Annotated in this window: 17 protein-coding genes; 10 read left to right on the top strand and 7 right to left on the bottom strand. The window is 68.1% G+C overall.

The features are described from left to right. Positions 1-16 precede the first annotated feature (16 nt). The 3 genes from ISN75_RS00545 to ISN75_RS00535 all read right to left on the bottom strand — a co-directional run bounded on the left by ISN75_RS00545 (position 17) and on the right by ISN75_RS00535 (position 1,956). A complete protein-coding gene (locus ISN75_RS00545; protein WP_167254950.1) occupies positions 17-694 on the bottom strand; it encodes a DUF2076 family protein in 678 nt (225 codons plus the stop codon). A 176-nt stretch (positions 695-870) separates the two neighbouring features. Then, complete coding sequence (locus tag ISN75_RS00540) at positions 871-1,752, bottom strand: prohibitin family protein (protein ID WP_343819257.1); 882 nt, start codon at positions 1,750-1,752, stop codon at positions 871-873. Between the two features lie 6 nt (positions 1,753-1,758). Continuing rightward, the gene (locus ISN75_RS00535; protein WP_343819258.1) at positions 1,759-1,956 is read right to left on the bottom strand and encodes a hypothetical protein; all 198 of its coding nucleotides are present in this window, start codon (positions 1,954-1,956) and stop codon (positions 1,759-1,761) included. 446 nt (positions 1,957-2,402) lie between these two features. Here ISN75_RS00535 and ISN75_RS00530 point away from each other — a divergent pair, with 446 nt between their 5' ends. From ISN75_RS00530 to ISN75_RS00520, 3 genes are read left to right on the top strand one after another with little or no spacing between them, the layout of a single operon-like run. Then, positions 2,403-2,789 (top strand): BlaI/MecI/CopY family transcriptional regulator, encoded by a 387-nt coding sequence (locus ISN75_RS00530; protein ID WP_167254946.1) that lies wholly within the window; start codon positions 2,403-2,405, stop codon positions 2,787-2,789. 1 nt (position 2,790) lies between these two features. Beyond that, entirely contained in the window at positions 2,791-4,869 is a 2,079-nt protein-coding gene (locus tag ISN75_RS00525; RefSeq protein WP_343819259.1) for a M56 family metallopeptidase, read from the top strand. Positions 4,870-4,899: 30 nt separating this feature from the next. Next, complete coding sequence (locus ISN75_RS00520; RefSeq protein WP_343819260.1) at positions 4,900-5,796, top strand: hypothetical protein; 897 nt, start codon at positions 4,900-4,902, stop codon at positions 5,794-5,796. Positions 5,797-6,039: 243 nt separating this feature from the next. Here ISN75_RS00520 and ISN75_RS00515 read toward each other — a convergent pair whose 3' ends face one another. Continuing rightward, positions 6,040-8,373, bottom strand: a complete 2,334-nt coding sequence (locus ISN75_RS00515) for a S9 family peptidase (RefSeq protein WP_343819261.1) — start codon at positions 8,371-8,373, stop codon at positions 6,040-6,042. A 177-nt stretch (positions 8,374-8,550) separates the two neighbouring features. On the opposite strand from ISN75_RS00515, the gene ISN75_RS00510 reads away from it, so the two are divergent. Further along, a complete protein-coding gene (locus tag ISN75_RS00510; protein ID WP_343819262.1) occupies positions 8,551-8,940 on the top strand; it encodes an acyl-CoA thioesterase in 390 nt (129 codons plus the stop codon). 87 nt (positions 8,941-9,027) lie between these two features. Here ISN75_RS00510 and ISN75_RS00505 read toward each other — a convergent pair whose 3' ends face one another. Then, positions 9,028-9,927: a LysR family transcriptional regulator gene (locus tag ISN75_RS00505; protein ID WP_167254936.1), complete on the bottom strand. Its 900-nt coding sequence runs from the start codon at positions 9,925-9,927 to the stop codon at positions 9,028-9,030. Positions 9,928-10,049: 122 nt separating this feature from the next. Between ISN75_RS00505 and ISN75_RS00500 the strand changes: the two genes are divergently transcribed. The 3 genes from ISN75_RS00500 (at position 10,050) to ISN75_RS00490 (ending at position 12,640) form a co-directional block, all read left to right on the top strand. Then, positions 10,050-11,042 (top strand): aldo/keto reductase, encoded by a 993-nt coding sequence (locus ISN75_RS00500; protein ID WP_343819263.1) that lies wholly within the window; start codon positions 10,050-10,052, stop codon positions 11,040-11,042. A 41-nt stretch (positions 11,043-11,083) separates the two neighbouring features. Next, entirely contained in the window at positions 11,084-11,905 is an 822-nt protein-coding gene (gene queF, locus ISN75_RS00495) for an NADPH-dependent 7-cyano-7-deazaguanine reductase QueF (RefSeq protein ID WP_167254932.1), read from the top strand. 159 nt (positions 11,906-12,064) lie between these two features. Next, positions 12,065-12,640 (top strand): hypothetical protein, encoded by a 576-nt coding sequence (locus tag ISN75_RS00490; RefSeq protein ID WP_343819264.1) that lies wholly within the window; start codon positions 12,065-12,067, stop codon positions 12,638-12,640. 112 nt (positions 12,641-12,752) lie between these two features. Here the strand turns inward: ISN75_RS00490 and ISN75_RS00485 are convergent, their stop codons facing one another. Then, positions 12,753-13,763 (bottom strand): NAD-dependent epimerase, encoded by a 1,011-nt coding sequence (locus tag ISN75_RS00485; RefSeq protein WP_343819265.1) that lies wholly within the window; start codon positions 13,761-13,763, stop codon positions 12,753-12,755. After that, positions 13,763-15,040 (bottom strand): Vi polysaccharide biosynthesis UDP-N-acetylglucosamine C-6 dehydrogenase TviB, encoded by a 1,278-nt coding sequence (gene tviB / locus ISN75_RS00480; RefSeq protein WP_168648946.1) that lies wholly within the window; start codon positions 15,038-15,040, stop codon positions 13,763-13,765. Before tviB ends, ISN75_RS00485 begins: the two co-directional genes overlap by 1 nt. 455 nt (positions 15,041-15,495) lie before the next feature. On the opposite strand from tviB, the gene ISN75_RS00475 reads away from it, so the two are divergent. The 3 genes from ISN75_RS00475 (at position 15,496) to ISN75_RS00465 (ending at position 18,145) form a co-directional block, all read left to right on the top strand. Continuing rightward, positions 15,496-15,741 carry a hypothetical protein gene (locus ISN75_RS00475; RefSeq protein WP_343819266.1) on the top strand — a complete coding sequence of 82 codons (246 nt, stop codon included), beginning with the start codon at positions 15,496-15,498 and terminating at the stop codon, positions 15,739-15,741. 320 nt (positions 15,742-16,061) lie between these two features. Next, positions 16,062-16,349, top strand: coding sequence for a hypothetical protein (locus tag ISN75_RS00470; RefSeq protein WP_343819267.1), 288 nt, complete (start codon positions 16,062-16,064; stop codon positions 16,347-16,349). A gap of 14 nt (positions 16,350-16,363) precedes the next feature. Continuing rightward, positions 16,364-18,145, top strand: a complete 1,782-nt coding sequence (locus ISN75_RS00465; protein ID WP_343819268.1) for a diguanylate cyclase — start codon at positions 16,364-16,366, stop codon at positions 18,143-18,145. Positions 18,146-18,180 lie beyond the last annotated feature (35 nt).

Raw genomic sequence — 18,180 nt, 5'->3', positions numbered from 1 at the left:
ATTCCACATGCAGGCGTTACACCCAGCTGTTGTCGTTATCGTCGTCGAAGCCCACGTCGCCGACGTCGCTCAGGTCACCGTTGAAATCGCTGTTGTCCTGCGCGAACGCGTGGTCGTTCTGCAACGCGTTGCCGCTGTTGTTGTCGTCGTAGAAATTGTTCTGCGTGATGTTCTCCACCACGGTCTCCTGCCCGCCGCCGCCGAAGAAACCACCGCCGCCGTGGTGGCCGCCCAGCAGGCTTTCGATGCCGTTGAACAGGAACATGCCGCCGGCCACGCCCGCGGCCGTGGTCGCGGCGCTGGCGAGGAAGCTGGGTGCGGCTGCCGGCTGCTGAGGCGCCGGTGCGGCGCCACCGAACAGGCGCTCGCGCCAACCCGGCGCGGCCTGCTGCTGCGGCATCGGCGGAGGCGCCGAGGGCTGCTGCGGCTGGCTCCAGCCGCCGGCCTGGCCGCCGAGGAAGCTGCCGCCGCCCTGCCCGCTCACCTGTGCCTGCAATTGCGCGATCTGCGCCTTGGCATTCTCCAGCGCCTGCTGCTGCAGCAGGCTGCGCTGCACCAGCAGGTAGAGCGCGTCGGGGTGGCCGGCCAGGCGCTGCTGGATCAGCGCGTCGGCCTGCGCGTCCTTGGCCACGCCGCCGGCGGCGGCCAGGCGCTGCAGGAAATCGTCGAGAAGTTGCTGTTCCTGGGGAGTCATGGGTGCTACCTCGTGGTGGTGGGCGACGGCTTGGTCCGCGCGCGTAAGTTGCCAAGTATGCGTGCGGCGGATGACATCAAGGCCACCCTGCCATCGGTTGGGCTGCGCGCGTTCAGCTCGACAAGAACTTGCGCCCGTTGAAATGAAGGCGGAGCCCGCAGGCTCCGCCATTTGCCTTACTTCGACGCCTCGCGCGCCTGCAGGTTCACGAACGGCAGCATGCCGCCGCCGTTGTAGGTGGGCAGGTGGCCGTCCCATTTCTCGATGGCCGACATCTGCACCACGTTCGGGTTCTGCCGCAGCGCATCGCCCTTCAGCGAGATCGCCTTGGCTTCCGCTTCGGCGATGGTCACCGCGGCCTTGGCCCGGCCTTCGGCTTCCGCCTCCACCTTCTGCGCCTCGGCCTGCGCCTGCGCCACTTCGTTCTGGCGCTGCTCGGCCATCTGGGTGGCCTGGATCTTGGCGTTGATCGACTGCACCACGTTGTCCGGCAGGCGCAGTTCGCCGATCCAGTAGATCTTCTCGATCACGATGCCCACCGGTGCCACCTCCGCGGCCACGTCGTTCTGCACCGCATCGATCAGATGCGCCTTGCCCTTGCCGTAGACCGATTCGATATCCAGGTTCGCGGCTTCCTTCACCAGCGCGTCGCGCACCATGTTGCGCAGGTAGACGTCGGTGATCTCGTCGATGCCCTTGCGGTACTTCTGGAAGATCAAGGTCACCTTGGTCGGGTCGATGTGATAGGTGATGCCCACGTCGGCATTGACGATCAGGCCCTGCGCGGTCTGGAAGCTCAACGACTCGTCGACCGGGCGGCCTTCGTTCGAGGAACGTGTGAACGCGTAGGTCTGCGTGAACGTGGGGAAGGTGTACAGCTCATAGCCCCAGCCCACCCAGTAACGGCCCGGCGGCAATTCCTGCAGCGCGCCCTTGCCGTCGCCATAGAGCTGGAACTTCACGCCCACGTTGCCGGCCGGCACCTTGTCGCAGGCCGCCAGCAGCAGCGCGCACAGCGCAACGGCAACCATCGAGAAACGTTTGATCGTGCGATTCATAAACAGTCATTCCTTGTGACGAAGAAGGCGGCTGAGCAGGTGATAGCTCCAGGCCGCAAGCAGGCCCAGCAGGACCAGGCCGGCGATCACGGCGAACGTGCTCGTGGCGGAGATCAGCTGCGGGCCGACGAAACCCAGGTACAGCAGCAGGCACAGCGCAAGCAGCCAGGGGCTGGCCAGCATCTGCGCGAACAGCGCTTTCATGGCGGCGACTCCTTGATGGAAGTTCATGGCGGATGCGAAGCGATCCGCGCATCGCCACCCGGCGCGTGCGCGCACGCGGGCAGCAGGCGATGCGCCGATGGTTTCGGCGTGGGCCTTAAGCGAGGGTTGGCGGTCTCAGGTCCGGCGGACGGAGATGGCGGCGCGATGGGGAGAGGAAGCCAGGCGACGAGCGTCGAAAGTCTTCATATGCGCACTCCGGTGCGCAGGGTCGGGTGGTGATGGCGGCGCATCATACTCCTGCTTTTTCGCGCCGGAGCGAAAACGCTACATCGTTACAGTGCGGGGAACGGGGAGCGGGGAACAAAAGCGCGCAACTTGCGAGGCTGTTCCCCGTTCCCCGTTCCCCGTGGCTACCAGCCTATTGACTACACCTGTAGTCAAGGCGTAGCGTGCCTACATCTGTAGTCACCCCCGGATAACCTGCCATGTCCAAGCCTTCGATCGGCGACCAGGAACTCGCCCTGCTGCATTACCTGGCCGAACACGAGCCCGCCTCGGTCGGCGAAGTGGCCACCGGCTTCGGCGAGGCGCGCGGCCTGGCGCGCTCCACCGTGCTGACCATGATGGAACGCCTGCGCGGCAAGGGTTATCTGCGCCGCCGCCAGGGCGGCGGCGTGTACCGCTACAGCACCGCCACCGGTCCCGGCGAAGCGATGCGGCAGGCGGTGGATCAGTTCGTGGAGAAGACCCTGGCCGGTTCGGTGTCGCCGTTCGTGGCGTGGATGTCCGAGAAAGCCGAGGTCAGCGACAACGAACTGGCGGAACTCGAAGCCCTGGTCAATCAACTGCAGTCGCGGCGCAAGGAGAAATGATATGGACGGCTATTTCCGTTTCGCCGACCTGCTGCTCGACCGCCTGGTCTGGACGTCCATCCAAGCTGCCGCCCTGATCGGCGCGGTGTGGCTGCTGTGCCGCTGGCTGCCGCGCTGGTCGCCGGCCATGCGCTGCCTGCTGTGGTGGCTGGTGGGCCTGCAGCTGATGCTCGGCCTCATGCTGGGCCGCCCGCTGGAACTGCCGCTGCTGACGCCGTCGGTGGACACCACCGCGCTGTCGGGCGAGCAGGCGCAGGAACATGGCATCGCCATCCATACCGCGGTCACCGGCGACCCGCTGGCCTCGATCCCCGTGCCACTCGCCGCGGCGGCTAAAGCGGCCGACGCGCCGCCTGCCAAGCCCTGGCCGTGGCGCGAAACCCTGGCCAGCCTGTGGCTGATCGCGATGGCGCTGCAGCTGGCCGCCGCGCTGCGCGAATGGCGCGAGACGCGCGCGGTAATGCGCAGCGCCGAACCGGTACGCGATACCCGGCTGCTCGCGCAGTGCGCCGAACAGGCGCGCGCGCTCGGCCTGCGCCACTGCCCGGAGCTGCGCCGCTCCGACGTGATCGTGTCGCCCCAGGTCGCCGGGCTGTGGCGCCCGGTGGTGCTGCTGCCGACCGAGCACACGCTGGATGCGGACGACTGCGCCATGGCGCTGGCGCATGAACTGGCGCATCTGCGCCGCGGCGATCTGTGGCTGGGCTGGATTCCGGCCATGGCGCAGCGCGCGTTCTTCTTCCATCCGCTGGCGCGCTGGGCGATGCGCGAATACGCGTTTCACCGCGAAGCCGCCTGCGATGCACAGGTACTGGACCGCTCCAGCGCCGAGCCGCAGGACTACGGCCGCCTGCTGCTGCGCCTGGGCGTGGCGTTCCCGGTGTCTTCCGGCCTGGCCGGCGCCTCGCCCACCTTCCAGAACCTGAAACGCCGCCTCACCCTGCTGCAGCAGACCGACCGCGTGCCGCCGCGCCTGGGCGCCTGGCTGCTGGTGGTGCTGGTGGCCGTCGCCGGTGCGCTGCCTTATCGCGTCACCGCGCGCGGCATGGATCAGCAGCAGGCAACGTCCTCCGCGCCGGCAGCGAATGCCGCGCCCGCGGTCGCGCCGCAAGCCGCACCCGCACCCGCACCCGCACCGCTGGTGTCGCCCACGCGCGTCGTCGCGGCGCATCCGCTGCCCGCGGTCGCGGCGGCACCCGCGCCGGTCGCGCCCGTGGCTACGACGGTAACGCCGGCTCCCGCCGCGAAGCCCGCCGCCCGCGCCATGGCCGCTCTTGACCCGATCACTGCTCCGCCGCCCGCGCCGATGGCGCCCATGGAGCCGATGAGCCCGCCGCCGCCACCGCCGCCACCGCCGGTCGCACCGGTGCCGCCGCCCGCTCCGCCGGCACCGCCGTCGCCGGTACGCGTGGGCAAGGCTTCGCACGTCGACCTCGACCTCGATAACGGCGCGCCCCGCGGCTTCGCCATCGTCGAGCCGGATTTCCTCACCGTGCAGGGCAGCGAGAACGATCTGGCCAACGCACGCGCCCTGCAGAACGGCAACGCGCCGGTGCTGTGGATCCGCCGCGGCGACAAGGCCTATGTGGTGCGCGACCGCGCGCTGCTGCAGCAGGCCAAGGACGCTTATGCGCCGATGCGCGATCTCGCACGCCAGCAAGGCGAGTTCGCCGGCAGGCAGGGCGAGCTGGCCGGCCGCCAGGATGGGCTGGCCGCGGAAGTCGAAGCGCTGTCGGTGCGCCGTTCCGAGCTGGACAGCGAACGCGTCGCCCTGACCCGGCAGCGCGAGCAGCTGCGCATGCAGGGCAAGGCCGACAGCGCGGAGGCGGCCGGCATCGCCGCCTCGTTCGAAGGGCGCCTCAGCGGCATCGAGGCGCAGCGCGCCGACCTGCAGCGCCGGCAGGCCGACATCGACCGGCGGCAGGCCGACTTCAGCCGCAACCAGGCCGAGCTCTCGCGCCAGCAGGCCGAACTGTCCAAACGCGAGCGCGAAGTCTCGCGGCAGGTCTACAGCCAGCTGGACCGCTTGATGGACCAGGCCGTCGCCGACGGCCAGGCCCAACCCAGCACGCGCCTTTGATCGCCCCTTCTCTCTGACGAGGCCTTATCGATGAAGCTGCATCCGCCCGCTCTCCGACTGCCGCGCCGCGCCGAATGGCGGGTGGCGATCTTCTCCGCACTGCTGCTCGCTGCCCCACTCACCCTGCTGGCCGCGCAGTACACGCCGCCGCCAGCGCCGCCGGCCGCGCCGCCACCGCCACCCTCTCCTCCGCCCCCGCCGCCGGTACCGCCCGTTCCGCCTTCGCCGCCACCACCGCCCGAATTCGGTGGCTTCGGCGCCCGCCATGTGTCCATCCACACGCGCGGCGAAGCCGCCGAAGGGCTGGCGCTGATCGATGGGGATTCGGTGATGTTCGATGGCGCCGACCGCGACGTGGAAGCGGTGCGCCGCCTGCAGGACGGCAAGGGTTCGCTGCTGTGGTTCCGCCGCGGCGGGCAGGCCTGGGTGATCCGCGACCAGGCGTATCTGGATCGCGCCAAGGCCGCTTACGCCGAGGTGGAAACGATCGGCAAGGAACAGGGCAAGCTCGGCGGCGAACAAGGCAAGCTCGGTGCGCAGCAGGGCAGCCTGGGCCAGCGCCAGGGCATGCTCGGCTCGCGCCAGGGCAGCCTGGCCAGCAAGGAAGCGGAGCTGTCCAGCCGCGAAGCGCAACTCGCAGGGATGGAAGCGCAGGGCAAACCCGCCGCCGATCTCGCCGCCGGGCGCCAGAAGATCGCCGCCGCGCGCGCCGACCTGGAAGCGCAGCAGAAGGCGCTGGAACGCGAGCAGGAATCCCTCGCGCACGACCAGGAGGCACTCGGCAAGCAGCAGCAAGCCCTGGGCGAGAAGCAGGGTGCGCTGGGCAAGCGGCAGGAACTCGCCAACCAGAAGGCGCATGCGCAGCTCGATGCCTTGATCAAGGAAGCGCTGGCAAAGGGCGTGGCCAAACCGGTGGAAACACTCTAGCTACGAAGAACTCTTCTCCCCTCCGGGGAGCACGCGGGGAGGGCACAGGGATGTGCCCGGCTTTGAGGAGCGAGGAAGATGCCGGCAGGCAGATGAGGGGCGGGTGCTCGCAGGAGCGGATCGACGAAGCATCGCTCGCTTTTCCGATCCCGCTTCTACGCTCCGTAGGTTCCCCTCACCCCAACCCTCTCCCCGGAGGGGAGAGGGGGTAGAAAAAAACGGGCCCTGGTGGGCCCGTTTTTTTCAATCCTTCGGCATCTTCAACTCGTATTCCTTCGGCGGCGTCGCTTCCATCAGATACCGCACGAAGTAATCCCAGCGCTTGCGCGTCATGTACAGGCTGGCCGCGCCATAGCCATGGTGCGCATTCGGGATCAGCAGCAGATCGAAGTCCTTGTTGGCCTTGATCAGCGCATCCACCACCAGCAGCGTCTGGTACGGCGGCACGTTGTCGTCCATGGTGCCGTGCGCCAGCAGCAGATGGCCCTTGAGCTTGTCGGCATAGACCTGGTTGGCCTGCTTGTCGTAGTTGCTCTTGCCGTCCTTGTCCTTCACCAGCAGGCCCTGCCACTTCTCCGCCCAGTCGTCTTCGTAGTTGCGGTTGTCGTGGTTGCCGCTTTCGGCGATGCCGACCTTGAAGAAGTCCGGATACATGAACATGGCGCCCACGGTGGCGTTGCCGCCGCCGGAGTGGCCCCACATGCCGACGCGGTCCAGGTCGATCCACGCATAGCGCTTGCCCAGTTCCTTCAGGCCCGCCACCTGGTCCGGCAAGGTGTTGTCGATGATGTTGCCGAAGTAGGCATCGTGGAACGCCTTGGAGCGCCACGGCGTGCCCATGCCGTCGATCGCCACCACGATGAAGCCCAGTTCCGCCAGCGCCTGGTTGTCGCGGCCGACGCTGAAGCTGCGCGTGCCGACCGAGCCGGTCTGCGGGCCGGGGTAGACGTAGTCGACGATCGGGTACTTCTTGCTCGGATCGAAATTCGTCGGCTTGTACATCAGGCCGTACAGGTCGGTCTTGCCGGCGCGGCCCTTCACGGTGAACGGCTCCGGCGCCTTCCAGCCGGTGGCGAGCAGGCGGCTGATGTCGGCCTTGGCCACCTGGGCCACGGTGCGGCCGTCGTCGCTGGAGCGCAGCACCGTCACCGGCGGCGTGGTGCTGGTGGAATAGGCGTCGACGAACAGCTTGCCGTCGGGCGACGGCACGACGGTGTGATCGGCTGCTTCCGGCGTGAGCAGGGTCGGCTTGCCGCCGTCGATGCTCACCTTCCAGTACTGCTGGTAATACGGATCGACGCCGGCGGTGCGGCCCACGCCGCGGAACCACAGCGTGCGCGACTTCGCGTCCACCCGCAGCACCTGGGTGACGTTGCCCTCGCCGGTGGTGATGGCGCGCTTGAGCTTGCCGGTGTTGAGGTCGTACAGGTACAGGTTGCCCCAGTTGTTGCGCTCGCTGAACCAGATCGCCTCGTGGGTTTCCGGCAGGTAGCTCCAGTTGACCTTGTCGTTGCCGCTCTCGTAGTAGGTCTTCACCTTCTCGTCGAACACCGTGCGCACTTCGCCGCTCTTGGCGTCGGCGATGCGGAACCAGGACTGCTTGTGGTCGCGCGAGGTGGACACGAAGGCCAGCGTCTTGCCGTCCGCCGCCCACTGCACGTCGTCCCAGCCGCCGTCGCGGCCGCAGCTGATGTCGTCGCACAGGGTGGAGCGGTGCTGGTCCGGCTGCATCTTCAGGCGCAGCACTTTCTTGGCCGGCACGTCGATGATCACGCGCTCGATCATGGTGATGTGCTCGTCGCCGACCAGCGGGTACTTCCACTTCTCCAGCTTCGGATGGCCCACGTTGGTAGTGACCAGGTACATGTCGCCGGTCTTGCGCTGGTCCTGCTGGAAGGTGCCGATCTGGGTCGAATCCGGCGACCACACCAGGATGGCGCTGTCGGTGTGCTTCCAGCCGGCGTTGTCGGTGGCGTAGCCGTAGTCTTCGACGCCATCGGTGGTGAGCTGGGTTTCCTTGCCCGTGGCGACGTCGCGCAGCCACAGGTTCCAGTGGCGGATAAAGGCTTCGGTCTTCTTGTCGGGCGAGAGCACGCCCGGCTCCTCGCCGGCGTCGCCGTGCCTGGGCTGCGCGCACACGCCTTCGCCCTTGAGGTCGCACAGGTAGTGCTTGCCGCGCAGGCTGACGTCGAGCTGCCCGTCGGCGGCCACGTCGAATTCGGTGATGCCGAGCTTGCTGGCGTCCACCGGCTTGCCGGCGGCCTTGCTCAGCGCGGCGGCGAGTTTGGCCTGGTCGAACGCGGGTTCGGCCTTGCCGGTGGCGGCGTCCATGCGCAGGTAACGGTCGCCCTGGGCGTCGTGGTCGCGGTACCAGAAGTGGCTGTCGTCGAGCCAGCTGGCGCTGGTCACCGCGTGGTCGATCAGCGGCGCGGCGCGGTAGTACATGAAGCTCTCGGCGCGGGCGTAATCGTCCGCCGTCAGCGTCCTGGCCGGTGCCGCCTGTGCGGCCGCGCCGGACGACAGCGCGCTCAATACCAGCGCGCCGAGCAGGCGCGAACCATCCATCTTCAAACCCATTGTCGACTCCCCTTGAGGATTGGCGTGATACGAAGCCCGCCGTGGCTTGCCGGAGCTGTAGCCGGCGATCCAAAGTCATGGATCGTAGTCCGGAGGTCATGCCCCGACCCCTGCCAGAAGTCCCTGGGGGGAAACATGCGTCAAAATACGCGTTTTCCCCACCCAAGACCGCACGCCATGACCAAGCACGCCGCCGCCCTGCCCGAAGCCACCCTGCTGGAGATGGTGTTTCCCGACCACACCAATCATCTCGGCACCCTGTTCGGCGGCCAGGCGCTGGCGTGGATGGACAAGGCGGCGTTTATCGTCGCCTCGCGCCATGCGCGCCGCATCGTGGTCACCGCGCGCTCGGAAGAAGTGAGCTTCCGCGTGCCGGTGCGCAAGGGCCAGCTGGTGGAACTGCTGGCGCGCATCGTGGAAGTGGGCAAAAGCTCCATGCACGTGGAAGTGGAAATGACCGCCGAGGACCCGCTCACCGGCGACCGCCGCGTCTGCACCACCGGGCGCTTCGTGATGGTGGCGCTGGATTCCAACGGCACGCCGACGGACGTGCCGCCGCTGGCCTGAGCGGCCGCGTAGGTTGGGGTGAGCGCCAGCGAACCCCAACACCCACGGTCGCCCGCAGCGTTGGGGTTCGCTGGCGCTCACCCCACCCTACGCCAGGGTTGATACCAGCCCCGCCACCCAGTCGATGAACACGCGCAGCCGCAGCGGCAGCTGCCGCTGGCGCAGATACGCCACGTGCAGCGGCATCGGCGGCGGCGGCGTGTCGGTCAGCAGGGCCACCAGCTGGCCGCTGGCCAGCGCATCGCCGAAGCGGTAGCGCGGAAACTGCGCGATGCCCAGGCCCGCCTCGCAGCAGGCGGCGTAGGCGTCAGAACCGTTGACGGTGACCATCGACGGCAGGCTCACCTCGCGCAAGCTGCGTCCCACCATGAATTCCAGCGGCACCGCGCGGCGCGTGTTCGGCGAGGCCCAGTTCACCGCCAGGTGGCCCTTGTGCAGGTCGGCCAGGCTGGCCGGCATGCCGTGGCGACGCACATAGTCGGCGCTGGCCATGGTCACCTGCTGCATCGAGGCGATGCGGCGCGCCACCAGTTCGGAATCGGGCAGCTCGCCCGAGCGCACCACGCAATCCACGCCTTCGCGCACCAGGTCGACGTAGCGGTCGCTGGTGCCCAGCTCCAGTTCCACCTGCGGATAGCGCTTGAAGAAATCCGGCAGCGCCGGCGCGATCAGATGGCGCGCCAGCGTGGCCGGCATGTCCACGCGCAGCCGCCCCTTGGGCTGGGTGGCGGCGTCGCGGAAGCCGGCTTCCACCTCGTCCACGTCGGCCAGCAGGCGCACGCAATGGCCGTAGTAGGTCTCGCCGTCGCGGGTGGGGCTGACGCTGCGCGTGGTCCGCTGCAGCAGGTGCGCGCCCAGCCGCGCCTCCAGCCGCTTGATGGTGTGGGTGAGCGTGGCGCGCGGCAGGTTCAGGTCGTCCGCGGCGCGGGTGAAGCTGCCCAGCTCGACGATGCGGGCGAACACGCGCATGGCTTGCAGCTGGTCCATGGCCGGGGCTTCCCATTGTTGATATGAATGAAACAGACCTGGCGATTATTGAGCATTTATCCATCAACGATGCAAGCGCAGCATGTGCCCATCTTTTCTCCCACCTGAAAGAGAGCCCCGCGATGCAAACACGACTGCTTGGCCGCAACGGCCCCAAGGTTTCCGCCCTCGGCCTGGGCTGCATGGGCATGAGCGAGTTCTACGGCGCGCGCGACGACGCCGAGTCCATCGCCACCATCCACCACGCGCTGGACCGCGGCCTCACCCTGCTGGACACCGCCGACATCTACGGCCCGTACACCAACGAGGAACTGGTCGGCAAAGCCATCCGCGGCCGCCGCGAACAGGTGTTCCTGGCCACCAAGTTCGGCATCGTGCGCGACCCCTCCAACCCGCAGGTGCGCGGCGTCAACGGCCGGCCGGAATACGTGCGCGAGTCCGTCGACGGCAGCCTCAAGCGCCTGGGCGTCGAGCAGATCGACCTGTACTACCAGCACCGCCTGGATCCGCGCACGCCGATCGAGGACACCGTCGGCGCCATGGCCGAGCTGGTGCAGGCCGGCAAGGTGCGCTACCTGGGCCTGAGCGAGGTTTCAGCCGAGACGCTGGAACGCGCGCACAAGGTGCACCCCATCGCGGCCGTGCAGAGCGAGTTCTCGCTGTGGACGCGCGACCCGCAGGAAAACGGCGTGCTGGCCATGTGCCGCCAGCTCGGCGTGGCCCTGGTGGCTTACTCGCCGCTGGGCCGCGGCTTCCTTACCGGCGCCTACAAGAGCCCCGAGGACTTCGACGCCGACGACTACCGCCGCAGCAGCCCGCGCTTCCTGGGCGAGAACTTCACCCGCAACCTTGAACTGGTGGACAAGGTGCAGGAACTGGCGAAGGACAAGGGCTGCACGCCCGCGCAGCTGGCCCTGGCCTGGGTGCTGGCCCAGGGCGAGGAAGTGATCGGCATCCCCGGCACCAAGCGCCGCGACCGCCTGGACGAGAACCTGGGCGCGCTGGATGTCGCCCTCAGCGCCGCCGAGCTCGCGGCCATCGACGCGGTGTTCCCGCCCGATGCCGCCGCCGGCCCGCGCTATACCGAGGCCATGCTGAAGTTCCTCAACGCCTGACCGGCACGGCAATACGGCTCATGGCGGGTAAAATGCCCGCCATGAGCACTCCCGAACACTCCCCCCTCGGCAAGACCACCGTCTACGCCGACCGCTACGACCCCTCCCTGCTGTTCCCCATCCCCCGCCAGGCCAAGCGCGACGAGATCGGCGTGAGCGCGCCGCTGCCGTTCCACGGCGTGGATATCTGGAACGCCTACGAACTCTCCTGGCTGGATGCGCGCGGCAAGCCGCGCGTGGCGCTGGCCGAATTCCGCGTGCCGGCGGCCTCGCCGAACATCATCGAATCGAAGTCGTTCAAGCTGTATCTCAACGGCTTTGCGCAGGAACGCATCGACGATGCGCAAGCCCTTGCGGCGACCCTGCGCCGCGATCTCTCCGCCGCGGCCGGCGCCGAGGTGGACGTGCACCTGAGCGAGCCGAGCGCGAAAGCGCATGCAGTGGTGGATCTCGAAGGCGCTTCGATCGATGCGCTGGATATCGACATCGACGACTACGGCCCGCCCAAGTCCGATTACCTGCATGCCGATGCGGGCGAGGTGGTGGAAGAAGCCCTGGTCTCGGACCTGCTGCGCTCCAACTGCCCCGTCACCGGCCAGCCCGACTGGGGCAGCGTGCAGATCCGCTACCGCGGGCCGCGCATCGACCGCGCGGGCCTGCTGCGCTACCTGGTCTCGTTCCGCAATCACAACGAATTCCACGAGCAGTGCGTGGAACGCATCTTCGTGGACGTGAGCCGGCACTGCGCGCCGCAAAGCCTGAGCGTTTATGCCCGCTATACGCGGCGCGGCGGCCTGGACATCAATCCGTTCCGCGCCAGCGCCGCGTCGGCGCCCGGCAATCCGCGCGGCGCGCGCCAATAGCATGGCGTGCGGAGGCGGCGCGAAACGTTCGTAAAAAACCTGTCGCGCCGCGCCCGCCGCTAATGGCGGCTTCATCGCGACAGGCCTAGCTTGGCGCTGCGGGAACGCCATGCGTTTACTCCGTTCATCCATGGATCGACGACCGGAAGGGGGATTGCCATGCATCGCTTTCAACGCCACGCCGCCGGCGGCTGCTGCCTGATCGCCGCGCTCGCGCTGGGCGCCTGCGGCAAGCACGAAGCAGCACCGCCCGCCGCCGCGCCGGCAGCGGCGGCCAGCGTGCTGGCCAGGGCGCCCGCGACGGCGCCGGCCGCCGTTCCGGACATCACGCTGCCGAAGGCTTCCACCGCATCCACCGCCAAGGCGGCTGTCACGGCGGCGCCGGTGGACCGGGCCTTCCGCGTAGCCAGCGTCACCATCGGCGACGATGTCTCGCCGGACCATCGCGTCACCGAAGCGAAGACGCGTTTTGCGCCGAGCGTGAAGACGATCTATGCCGCGGTGGAAACGCAAGGGCTGACCGACAGCGCCACGCTGAGTGCGACGTGGAGCTATCTGGAAGGAAGCTCGCGGCAGATCGTCAGCACCAGCCAGTCGATCGCCACGGACGGGCCGGCGGTGACCACGTTCGAGGTGCGCAATCCGAACCAGTGGCCGCTGGGGAAGTACCAGGTGGTGATCGCGGTGGATGGGAAGACGGTGTCGACGCAGGAGTTCGAGATCGCAAAAACCTGAGCGTCGAAGCTGGCGTAGGTTGGGGTGAGCCGCAGGCGAACCCCAACATCGCGGCCACGGACGCTGCGCACCGTTGGGGTTCGCCTGCGGCTCACCCCAACCTACGAGGTCGTCAGACCTTGTAGTACTCGCGATACCACGCCACGAACGCCGCGATGCCCTGCTCCACCGAGACCTTCGGCCGATAACCCACGGCCTCCACCAGGCTCGATACATCCGCCTCGGTCTCCGGCACGTCGCCCGCCTGCAGCGGCAGCATTTCCATGGTGGCCTTGCGGCCCAGGCACTGCTCCAGCACCTCGATATAGCGCAGCAGCTCCACCGGATGCTCGTTGCCGATGTTGTACAGGCGATACGGCGCCACGCCGCTGGTGGCCGGATCCGGATGCGTGGCATCCCAGGCCGCATCCTTGCCCGGCACCGTATCCAGCGCGCGCACCACGCCTTCGACGATGTCGTCGATATACGTGAAGCTGCGCTTGTGCCGGCCCTCGTTGAACACGCGGATCGGTTCGCCCGCGAGGATGGCCTTGGTGAACAGGAACAGCGCCATGTCCGGGCGTCCCCACGGGCCGTACACGGTGAAGAAGCGCAAGCCGGTGGCAGGCACGCCGTACAGATGCGCGTAGCTGTGCGCCATCTGCTCGTTCGCCTTCTTCGTCGCCGCGTACAGCGTCAGCGGATGCTCGGCCGGACGATGCTCTGAAAACGGCAGGTCGCGATTGGCGCCATACACCGAACTGGTCGAAGCAAACACCAGATGCTGCACGGCATGCTGGCGGCAACCCTCCAGCACATGCAGAAAACCGGTGACGTTGCTGCTCACGTACACATGCGGGTTGGTCGCCGCATAGCGCACACCCGCCTGCGCCGCCAGATTCACCACCCGCTCGGGCTTGTGCGTTGCGAACGCCTTCTCGATCGCCGCGCGGTCGGCCAGGTCCGCATGCACGTGCGTGTAGCCCGGATACGCCTGCACCCGCGCCAGTCGCGCCCGCTTCAAACCCACGTCGTAGTAATCGTTGAGGTTGTCCACACCGATCACTTCATCGCCGCGCGCCAGCAGCTTGCGCGCCACGTGCGAACCGACGAAACCGGCGGTACCGGTCACCAGCACTTTCATCACAGCCTCCCGTCCACCGCTTCGCGCGGCAGCACGTATTTCACGTCGTAGACCACCGACTCGGGCTTGCCGAACGCGCGGATGCCCGCGGCGCCCAGCGCCTTGAACTGGCGATGGCCCACGGCGACGATTACCGCGTCGTAGTGGCCTTGCGCCGGCGCGCCCAGCGTCGCCAACCCGTATTCGTGCTCGCATTCGGCCGCATCCACCCAGGGGTCGTGCACGTCGACCTGCGCGTTGTAGCCGCGCAGCGCCTGCACGATGTCGATCACGCGGGTGTTGCGCAGGTCCGGGCAGTTCTCCTTGAAGGCCAGGCCCAGCACCAGTACTTTCGCGCGCACCGGGTTGATGCCCTTGCGCACCATCAGGCGCACCACTTCGCCGGCCACGTAGGGACCCATGCCATCGTTGGTGCGCCGGCCCGCCAGGATCACATCCGGGTGGTGCCCTACTTCCTGCGCCTTGTGCGTCAGGTAATACGGATCAACGCTGATGCAATGGCCGCCGACCAGGCCCGGACGGAACGGCAGGAAGTTCCACTTCGTGCCCGCCGCTTCCAGCACTTCGAGCGTGTCGATGCCGAGCTTGTTGAACAGCATCGCCAGGTCGTTCACCAGCGCGATATTGAGGTCGCGCTGGGTGTTCTCGATCACCTTCGCCGCCTCGGCCACCTTGATGCTGCTGGCCTTGTGCGTGCCGGCGGTGATGATGCTGGAGTAGAGCGCGTCGACGTAGCTGGCCGCTTCCGGCGTGGAGCCGGACGTCACTTTCAGAATGCTGGTGACGCGGTGCTGCTTGTCGCCCGGATTGATGCGCTCGGGGCTGTAGCCGGCGAAGAAATCCTGGTTGAACTTCAGGCCCGAGCCAGCCTCCAGCAGCGGCACGCACACCTCTTCGGTGCAGCCTGGATAGACCGTGGACTCGTACACCACCACGTCGCCGCGCTTGAGCACCGTCGCCAGCATCTGGCTGGCCTTGACCAGCGGCCCCAGGTCCGGCCGCTTGGCCGCGTCGATCGGCGTGGGCACCGTCACTATGTAGACGTTGCGGTCGCGCAGATCTTCCAGCGCATCGCTGTAGCGCAGGCGCGCGGAGGAGCGCAGCTCGTCCGCATCCACTTCCAGCGTCGAATCCTTGCCGGCGCGCAGTTCCTCCACCCGCGCCGCGCGGATATCGAAGCCCACCGTGTCGTATGTCTTGCCGAATTCCACGGCCAGCGGCAGGCCGACATAGCCCAGGCCGACGATGGCGATCCGGGCTTCTTCCAGGTTCCGCATGCAGGGCGCCTTCCACAAAGAACGGCCTCGGCGGCCGCAACGACACAGGCTAACAGGAGCGGAGCGTATCGCGGCTGTGACGGCCGGCCGGCGGGTCGCTTTCGGCCGAGCCGCGGCCCGCCTTAAGTGACATCGACACGCCCCCGGGCCGCGCCTAACCTGCGTTTCCGCCCGCGCTTTGCAGGAGCGAAAGGCGAGTAACGAGGGCACAAGCCTGTGCGCGTACGTCCCCTGTCACGCGCGGCTAGGCTCTGTCGGCGAACCGGCCGGGCGTGTACGTGACGGCGCCCTCGCTACTCGCCTTTCGCTCCTGGCTTGCCTATCGGTGGAAAGCCATAGGCCAGGCATAGCCGGCACGAGGTAGAGGATTTCCCCGCGCGCCCGCGCAGAATCGGCGCCGAAGCTCACGCGAAGGTCCATCACGAAGGTCCATCACGCAAGGGGAGGTGGACATCATGCGCATCACGCCGGTCGCTTTGATCGAATTCCTCGGCCTGGCGCCCGCCGGCCGCGAAACCGCCGCGCCGAAGCGCCGCCCGCCGGGCGCGCTTGACTACCAGCTGCCGGGCCGCGACTGGGCCGCGCTGTTCGGCGGCATCGCCTGCCTGGGCGCCATGCGGCCGATCGTGTTCCTGCACCTGGGCGCCGAAACCGAAGCCGAACCCGAGGCCGAAGCCACCATCTGGCATCGCATCCACTGAAGCCGCGCCCTGCCGGAAGCCACCCCGACCCCTGGCATACAAGCTGCTTCAGCGGTTTTTCCATCACACGCCGCGCAAAAAGCCGGGCTATGATGCCGGGGACCGTCCGCGCGGAGGCTCCATCGGTGCCGCACGGACCCAGGGTCGGGGGACATCGTAACGCTCCATGTCTGGCGCCGCCGCCGCGCGGCGGCGTTCCCGTTCCCTGCGTGCAGGTCGTGCCGGTTGTTCGCTCGAGCCGATAAAAAGCGGTCTCCATAAATGATGGCGCCGTACGCGGGCCATCGCACAAGCTGAAGAACGGATCACAGGGGGAGTACATGTCCGACATCATCGAGTTCCTGGAGCGCATGGGCGAAGACGCCCGCCTGCGCGATGCGTCCGCTGCCGAGCTGGAACTGGCCCTGGCCGGGGCGCGCCTGGAACCTGCGCACGAAGCTGCTGTGCTGGCCCGCGATGCCGCCGGCCTGCAGGCCCTGCTGGGCCTGGGTGCGCTGATGGCCGTGCAGTTGCCCGCCGAAGAGGAAGAAGAGCAGGAAGACGAGGGCGAAGGCGACGAACCGTCGCCGGCCGAAGAAAGCCTGCGGCGCGAGGCCGCCGTCGCGTGAACGCACGCCACGGCATGCGGCGCCTTTACGGGTTCCTCCTTGCCGGGGCCTGCCTGCTGTGCCCGCTGGCCGCGGCCGCCGCGGAAGCCGGCGCGGCCGACGCCCCGCCCGCCCTGCTGGAGGTAGCCGACAGCATCAAGACCTCCGACCACGGCACCTTCGCCAAGCTGCTGCTGCAGATGGAGCCGGAGGCATCGAAGCTGTCGCCGCAGCAGCAGTGGCACCTGCGCTACCTGAAGGCCTGGGACGTGGCCTACTACGGCGACTACGAACGCGCCGGCCCGCTGCTGGACGAGGTGATCGCGCAGGACGTCGACGCCACCCTGCGCTTCCGCGCCACCGCCACCTCGATCAACATCCTCGGCATCGGCCACCGCTACGAAGAGGCCTTCACCCGGCTGGACAAGCTCACCAGCCAGCTGCCGCAGATCACCGACAAGCGCGCCCGCCTGCAAGGCCTGGGCGAAGCGGCGCAGCTGCTGGTCGCGGCCGGCCAGTACGACCTCGCCGCGCAATACGCGGACGAGATGCTGAAGAACCTGCCGCCCGGCGAAGGCCCGTGCAAAGGCCTGTTCTTCAAGGCCGAGTCGGCCTATCGCAGCGAGAAGCCGAACGCGCGCGAGCAGCTGGACCAGGCCATCGACCGCTGCGTCTCCGTCGGCGAAACCGTCTACGCCAACACGCTGCGCGCCGAACTGGCCGTGGCCGACCTCGAGCGCGGTGAAGCCACCCAGGCCATCGCCGTGCTCACGCGCAACTACGCCGACGTGCAGCACGACGGCTACCAGACCCTGATCGCGCAGTTCGACGCGGCCCTGGCCAAGGCGCACCTGAGCCTGGGCAACCTGGCCGAGGCGCGCAAGCACGCGTTGGCCGCGGTGCAGAACAGCATCAAGGGCGAATACACCGCGCCGCTGGGCATGGCCTACCAGGTGCTGTACCGGGTGGCGCGCAAGCAGGGCGACCTGGCCGCGGCGCTGGCCTATCTCGAGCAGTACATGGCGGCCGACAAGGGCTATCTCGACGACGTCTCCGCCAAGGCGCTGGCCTACCAGGTGGTGAAGCAGCAGGTGCTGTCGGGCCGGCTGCAGCTGGACACGCTCAACAAGCAGAACCAGATCCTGCAGCTGCAGCAGGCGCTGGACCGCAAGGCGGTGGAAGCCAGCCGCCTGTATATCGTGCTGCTGCTGATGGCGCTGGGCTTCATCACGCTGTGGATCTACCGCCTCAAGCGCTCGCAGCTGCGCTTCATGTGGCTGTCGCGGCTGGACAGCCTCACCGGCATCTGCAACCGCAAGCATTTCATCGAAGAAGCCGAAACGGCCCTGCAGGCGGCGGCGAAGACGCGCCAGCCGGCCGCGCTGGTGATCCTGGACCTGGATCATTTCAAGTCGATCAACGACACCTTCGGCCACGCCGTGGGCGACCACACGCTCAAGCACATCGTGGAAGCCTGCCGCCCGCTGCTCAGCGCGCGCGAGGTATTCGGCCGCCTGGGCGGCGAGGAATTCGCCGTGCTGCTGCCGGACTGCACGCCCGAACAGGCCCTGGCCCGCGCCGAACAGCTGCGCGCGGCGATCGGCGCGCTGTCGCCGCTGGAAAGCGGCGAACTCTCCGTCTCCGCCAGCCTGGGCGTGGCCGACACGCACAGCGCCGGCTACGACGTCAGCGAACTGCTGGTGCGCGCCGACCACGCGCTGTACCGCGCCAAGAGCGAAGGGCGCAACCGGGTGGTGGCCACGTGGATGGGCGCGGCGGCAACGCGCGTGGTGGCGGGTGCGTCGGCGAGCGTTTAGCGCGCTGGGTTGAGAGGCTCCCGCGGACTCCTGCC

Source organism: Dyella marensis, from assembly GCF_049532885.1.
GTDB classification, from domain to species: Bacteria; Pseudomonadota; Gammaproteobacteria; order Xanthomonadales; family Rhodanobacteraceae; genus Dyella_D; species Dyella_D marensis.
This window is presented reverse-complemented; position numbering and strand designations above follow the sequence as displayed.

Bases quoted from the DNA above. Each gene is read 5' to 3' on its own strand.
- ISN75_RS00545 (WP_167254950.1), bottom strand. From the start codon at position 694: ATGACTCCCCAGGAACAGCAACTTCTCGACGATTTCCTGCAGCGCCTG.
- ISN75_RS00540 (WP_343819257.1), bottom strand. From the start codon at position 1,752: ATGAATCGCACGATCAAACGTTTCTCGATGGTTGCCGTTGCGCTGTGC.
- ISN75_RS00535 (WP_343819258.1), bottom strand. From the start codon at position 1,956: ATGAAAGCGCTGTTCGCGCAGATGCTGGCCAGCCCCTGGCTGCTTGCG.
- ISN75_RS00530 (WP_167254946.1), top strand. From the start codon at position 2,403: ATGTCCAAGCCTTCGATCGGCGACCAGGAACTCGCCCTGCTGCATTAC.
- ISN75_RS00525 (WP_343819259.1), top strand. From the start codon at position 2,791: ATGGACGGCTATTTCCGTTTCGCCGACCTGCTGCTCGACCGCCTGGTC.
- ISN75_RS00520 (WP_343819260.1), top strand. From the start codon at position 4,900: ATGAAGCTGCATCCGCCCGCTCTCCGACTGCCGCGCCGCGCCGAATGG.
- ISN75_RS00515 (WP_343819261.1), bottom strand. From the start codon at position 8,373: ATGGGTTTGAAGATGGATGGTTCGCGCCTGCTCGGCGCGCTGGTATTG.
- ISN75_RS00510 (WP_343819262.1), top strand. From the start codon at position 8,551: ATGACCAAGCACGCCGCCGCCCTGCCCGAAGCCACCCTGCTGGAGATG.
- ISN75_RS00505 (WP_167254936.1), bottom strand. From the start codon at position 9,927: ATGGACCAGCTGCAAGCCATGCGCGTGTTCGCCCGCATCGTCGAGCTG.
- ISN75_RS00500 (WP_343819263.1), top strand. From the start codon at position 10,050: ATGCAAACACGACTGCTTGGCCGCAACGGCCCCAAGGTTTCCGCCCTC.
- queF (WP_167254932.1), top strand. From the start codon at position 11,084: ATGAGCACTCCCGAACACTCCCCCCTCGGCAAGACCACCGTCTACGCC.
- ISN75_RS00490 (WP_343819264.1), top strand. From the start codon at position 12,065: ATGCATCGCTTTCAACGCCACGCCGCCGGCGGCTGCTGCCTGATCGCC.
- ISN75_RS00485 (WP_343819265.1), bottom strand. From the start codon at position 13,763: ATGAAAGTGCTGGTGACCGGTACCGCCGGTTTCGTCGGTTCGCACGTG.
- tviB (WP_168648946.1), bottom strand. From the start codon at position 15,040: ATGCGGAACCTGGAAGAAGCCCGGATCGCCATCGTCGGCCTGGGCTAT.
- ISN75_RS00475 (WP_343819266.1), top strand. From the start codon at position 15,496: ATGCGCATCACGCCGGTCGCTTTGATCGAATTCCTCGGCCTGGCGCCC.
- ISN75_RS00470 (WP_343819267.1), top strand. From the start codon at position 16,062: ATGTCCGACATCATCGAGTTCCTGGAGCGCATGGGCGAAGACGCCCGC.
- ISN75_RS00465 (WP_343819268.1), top strand. From the start codon at position 16,364: ATGCGGCGCCTTTACGGGTTCCTCCTTGCCGGGGCCTGCCTGCTGTGC.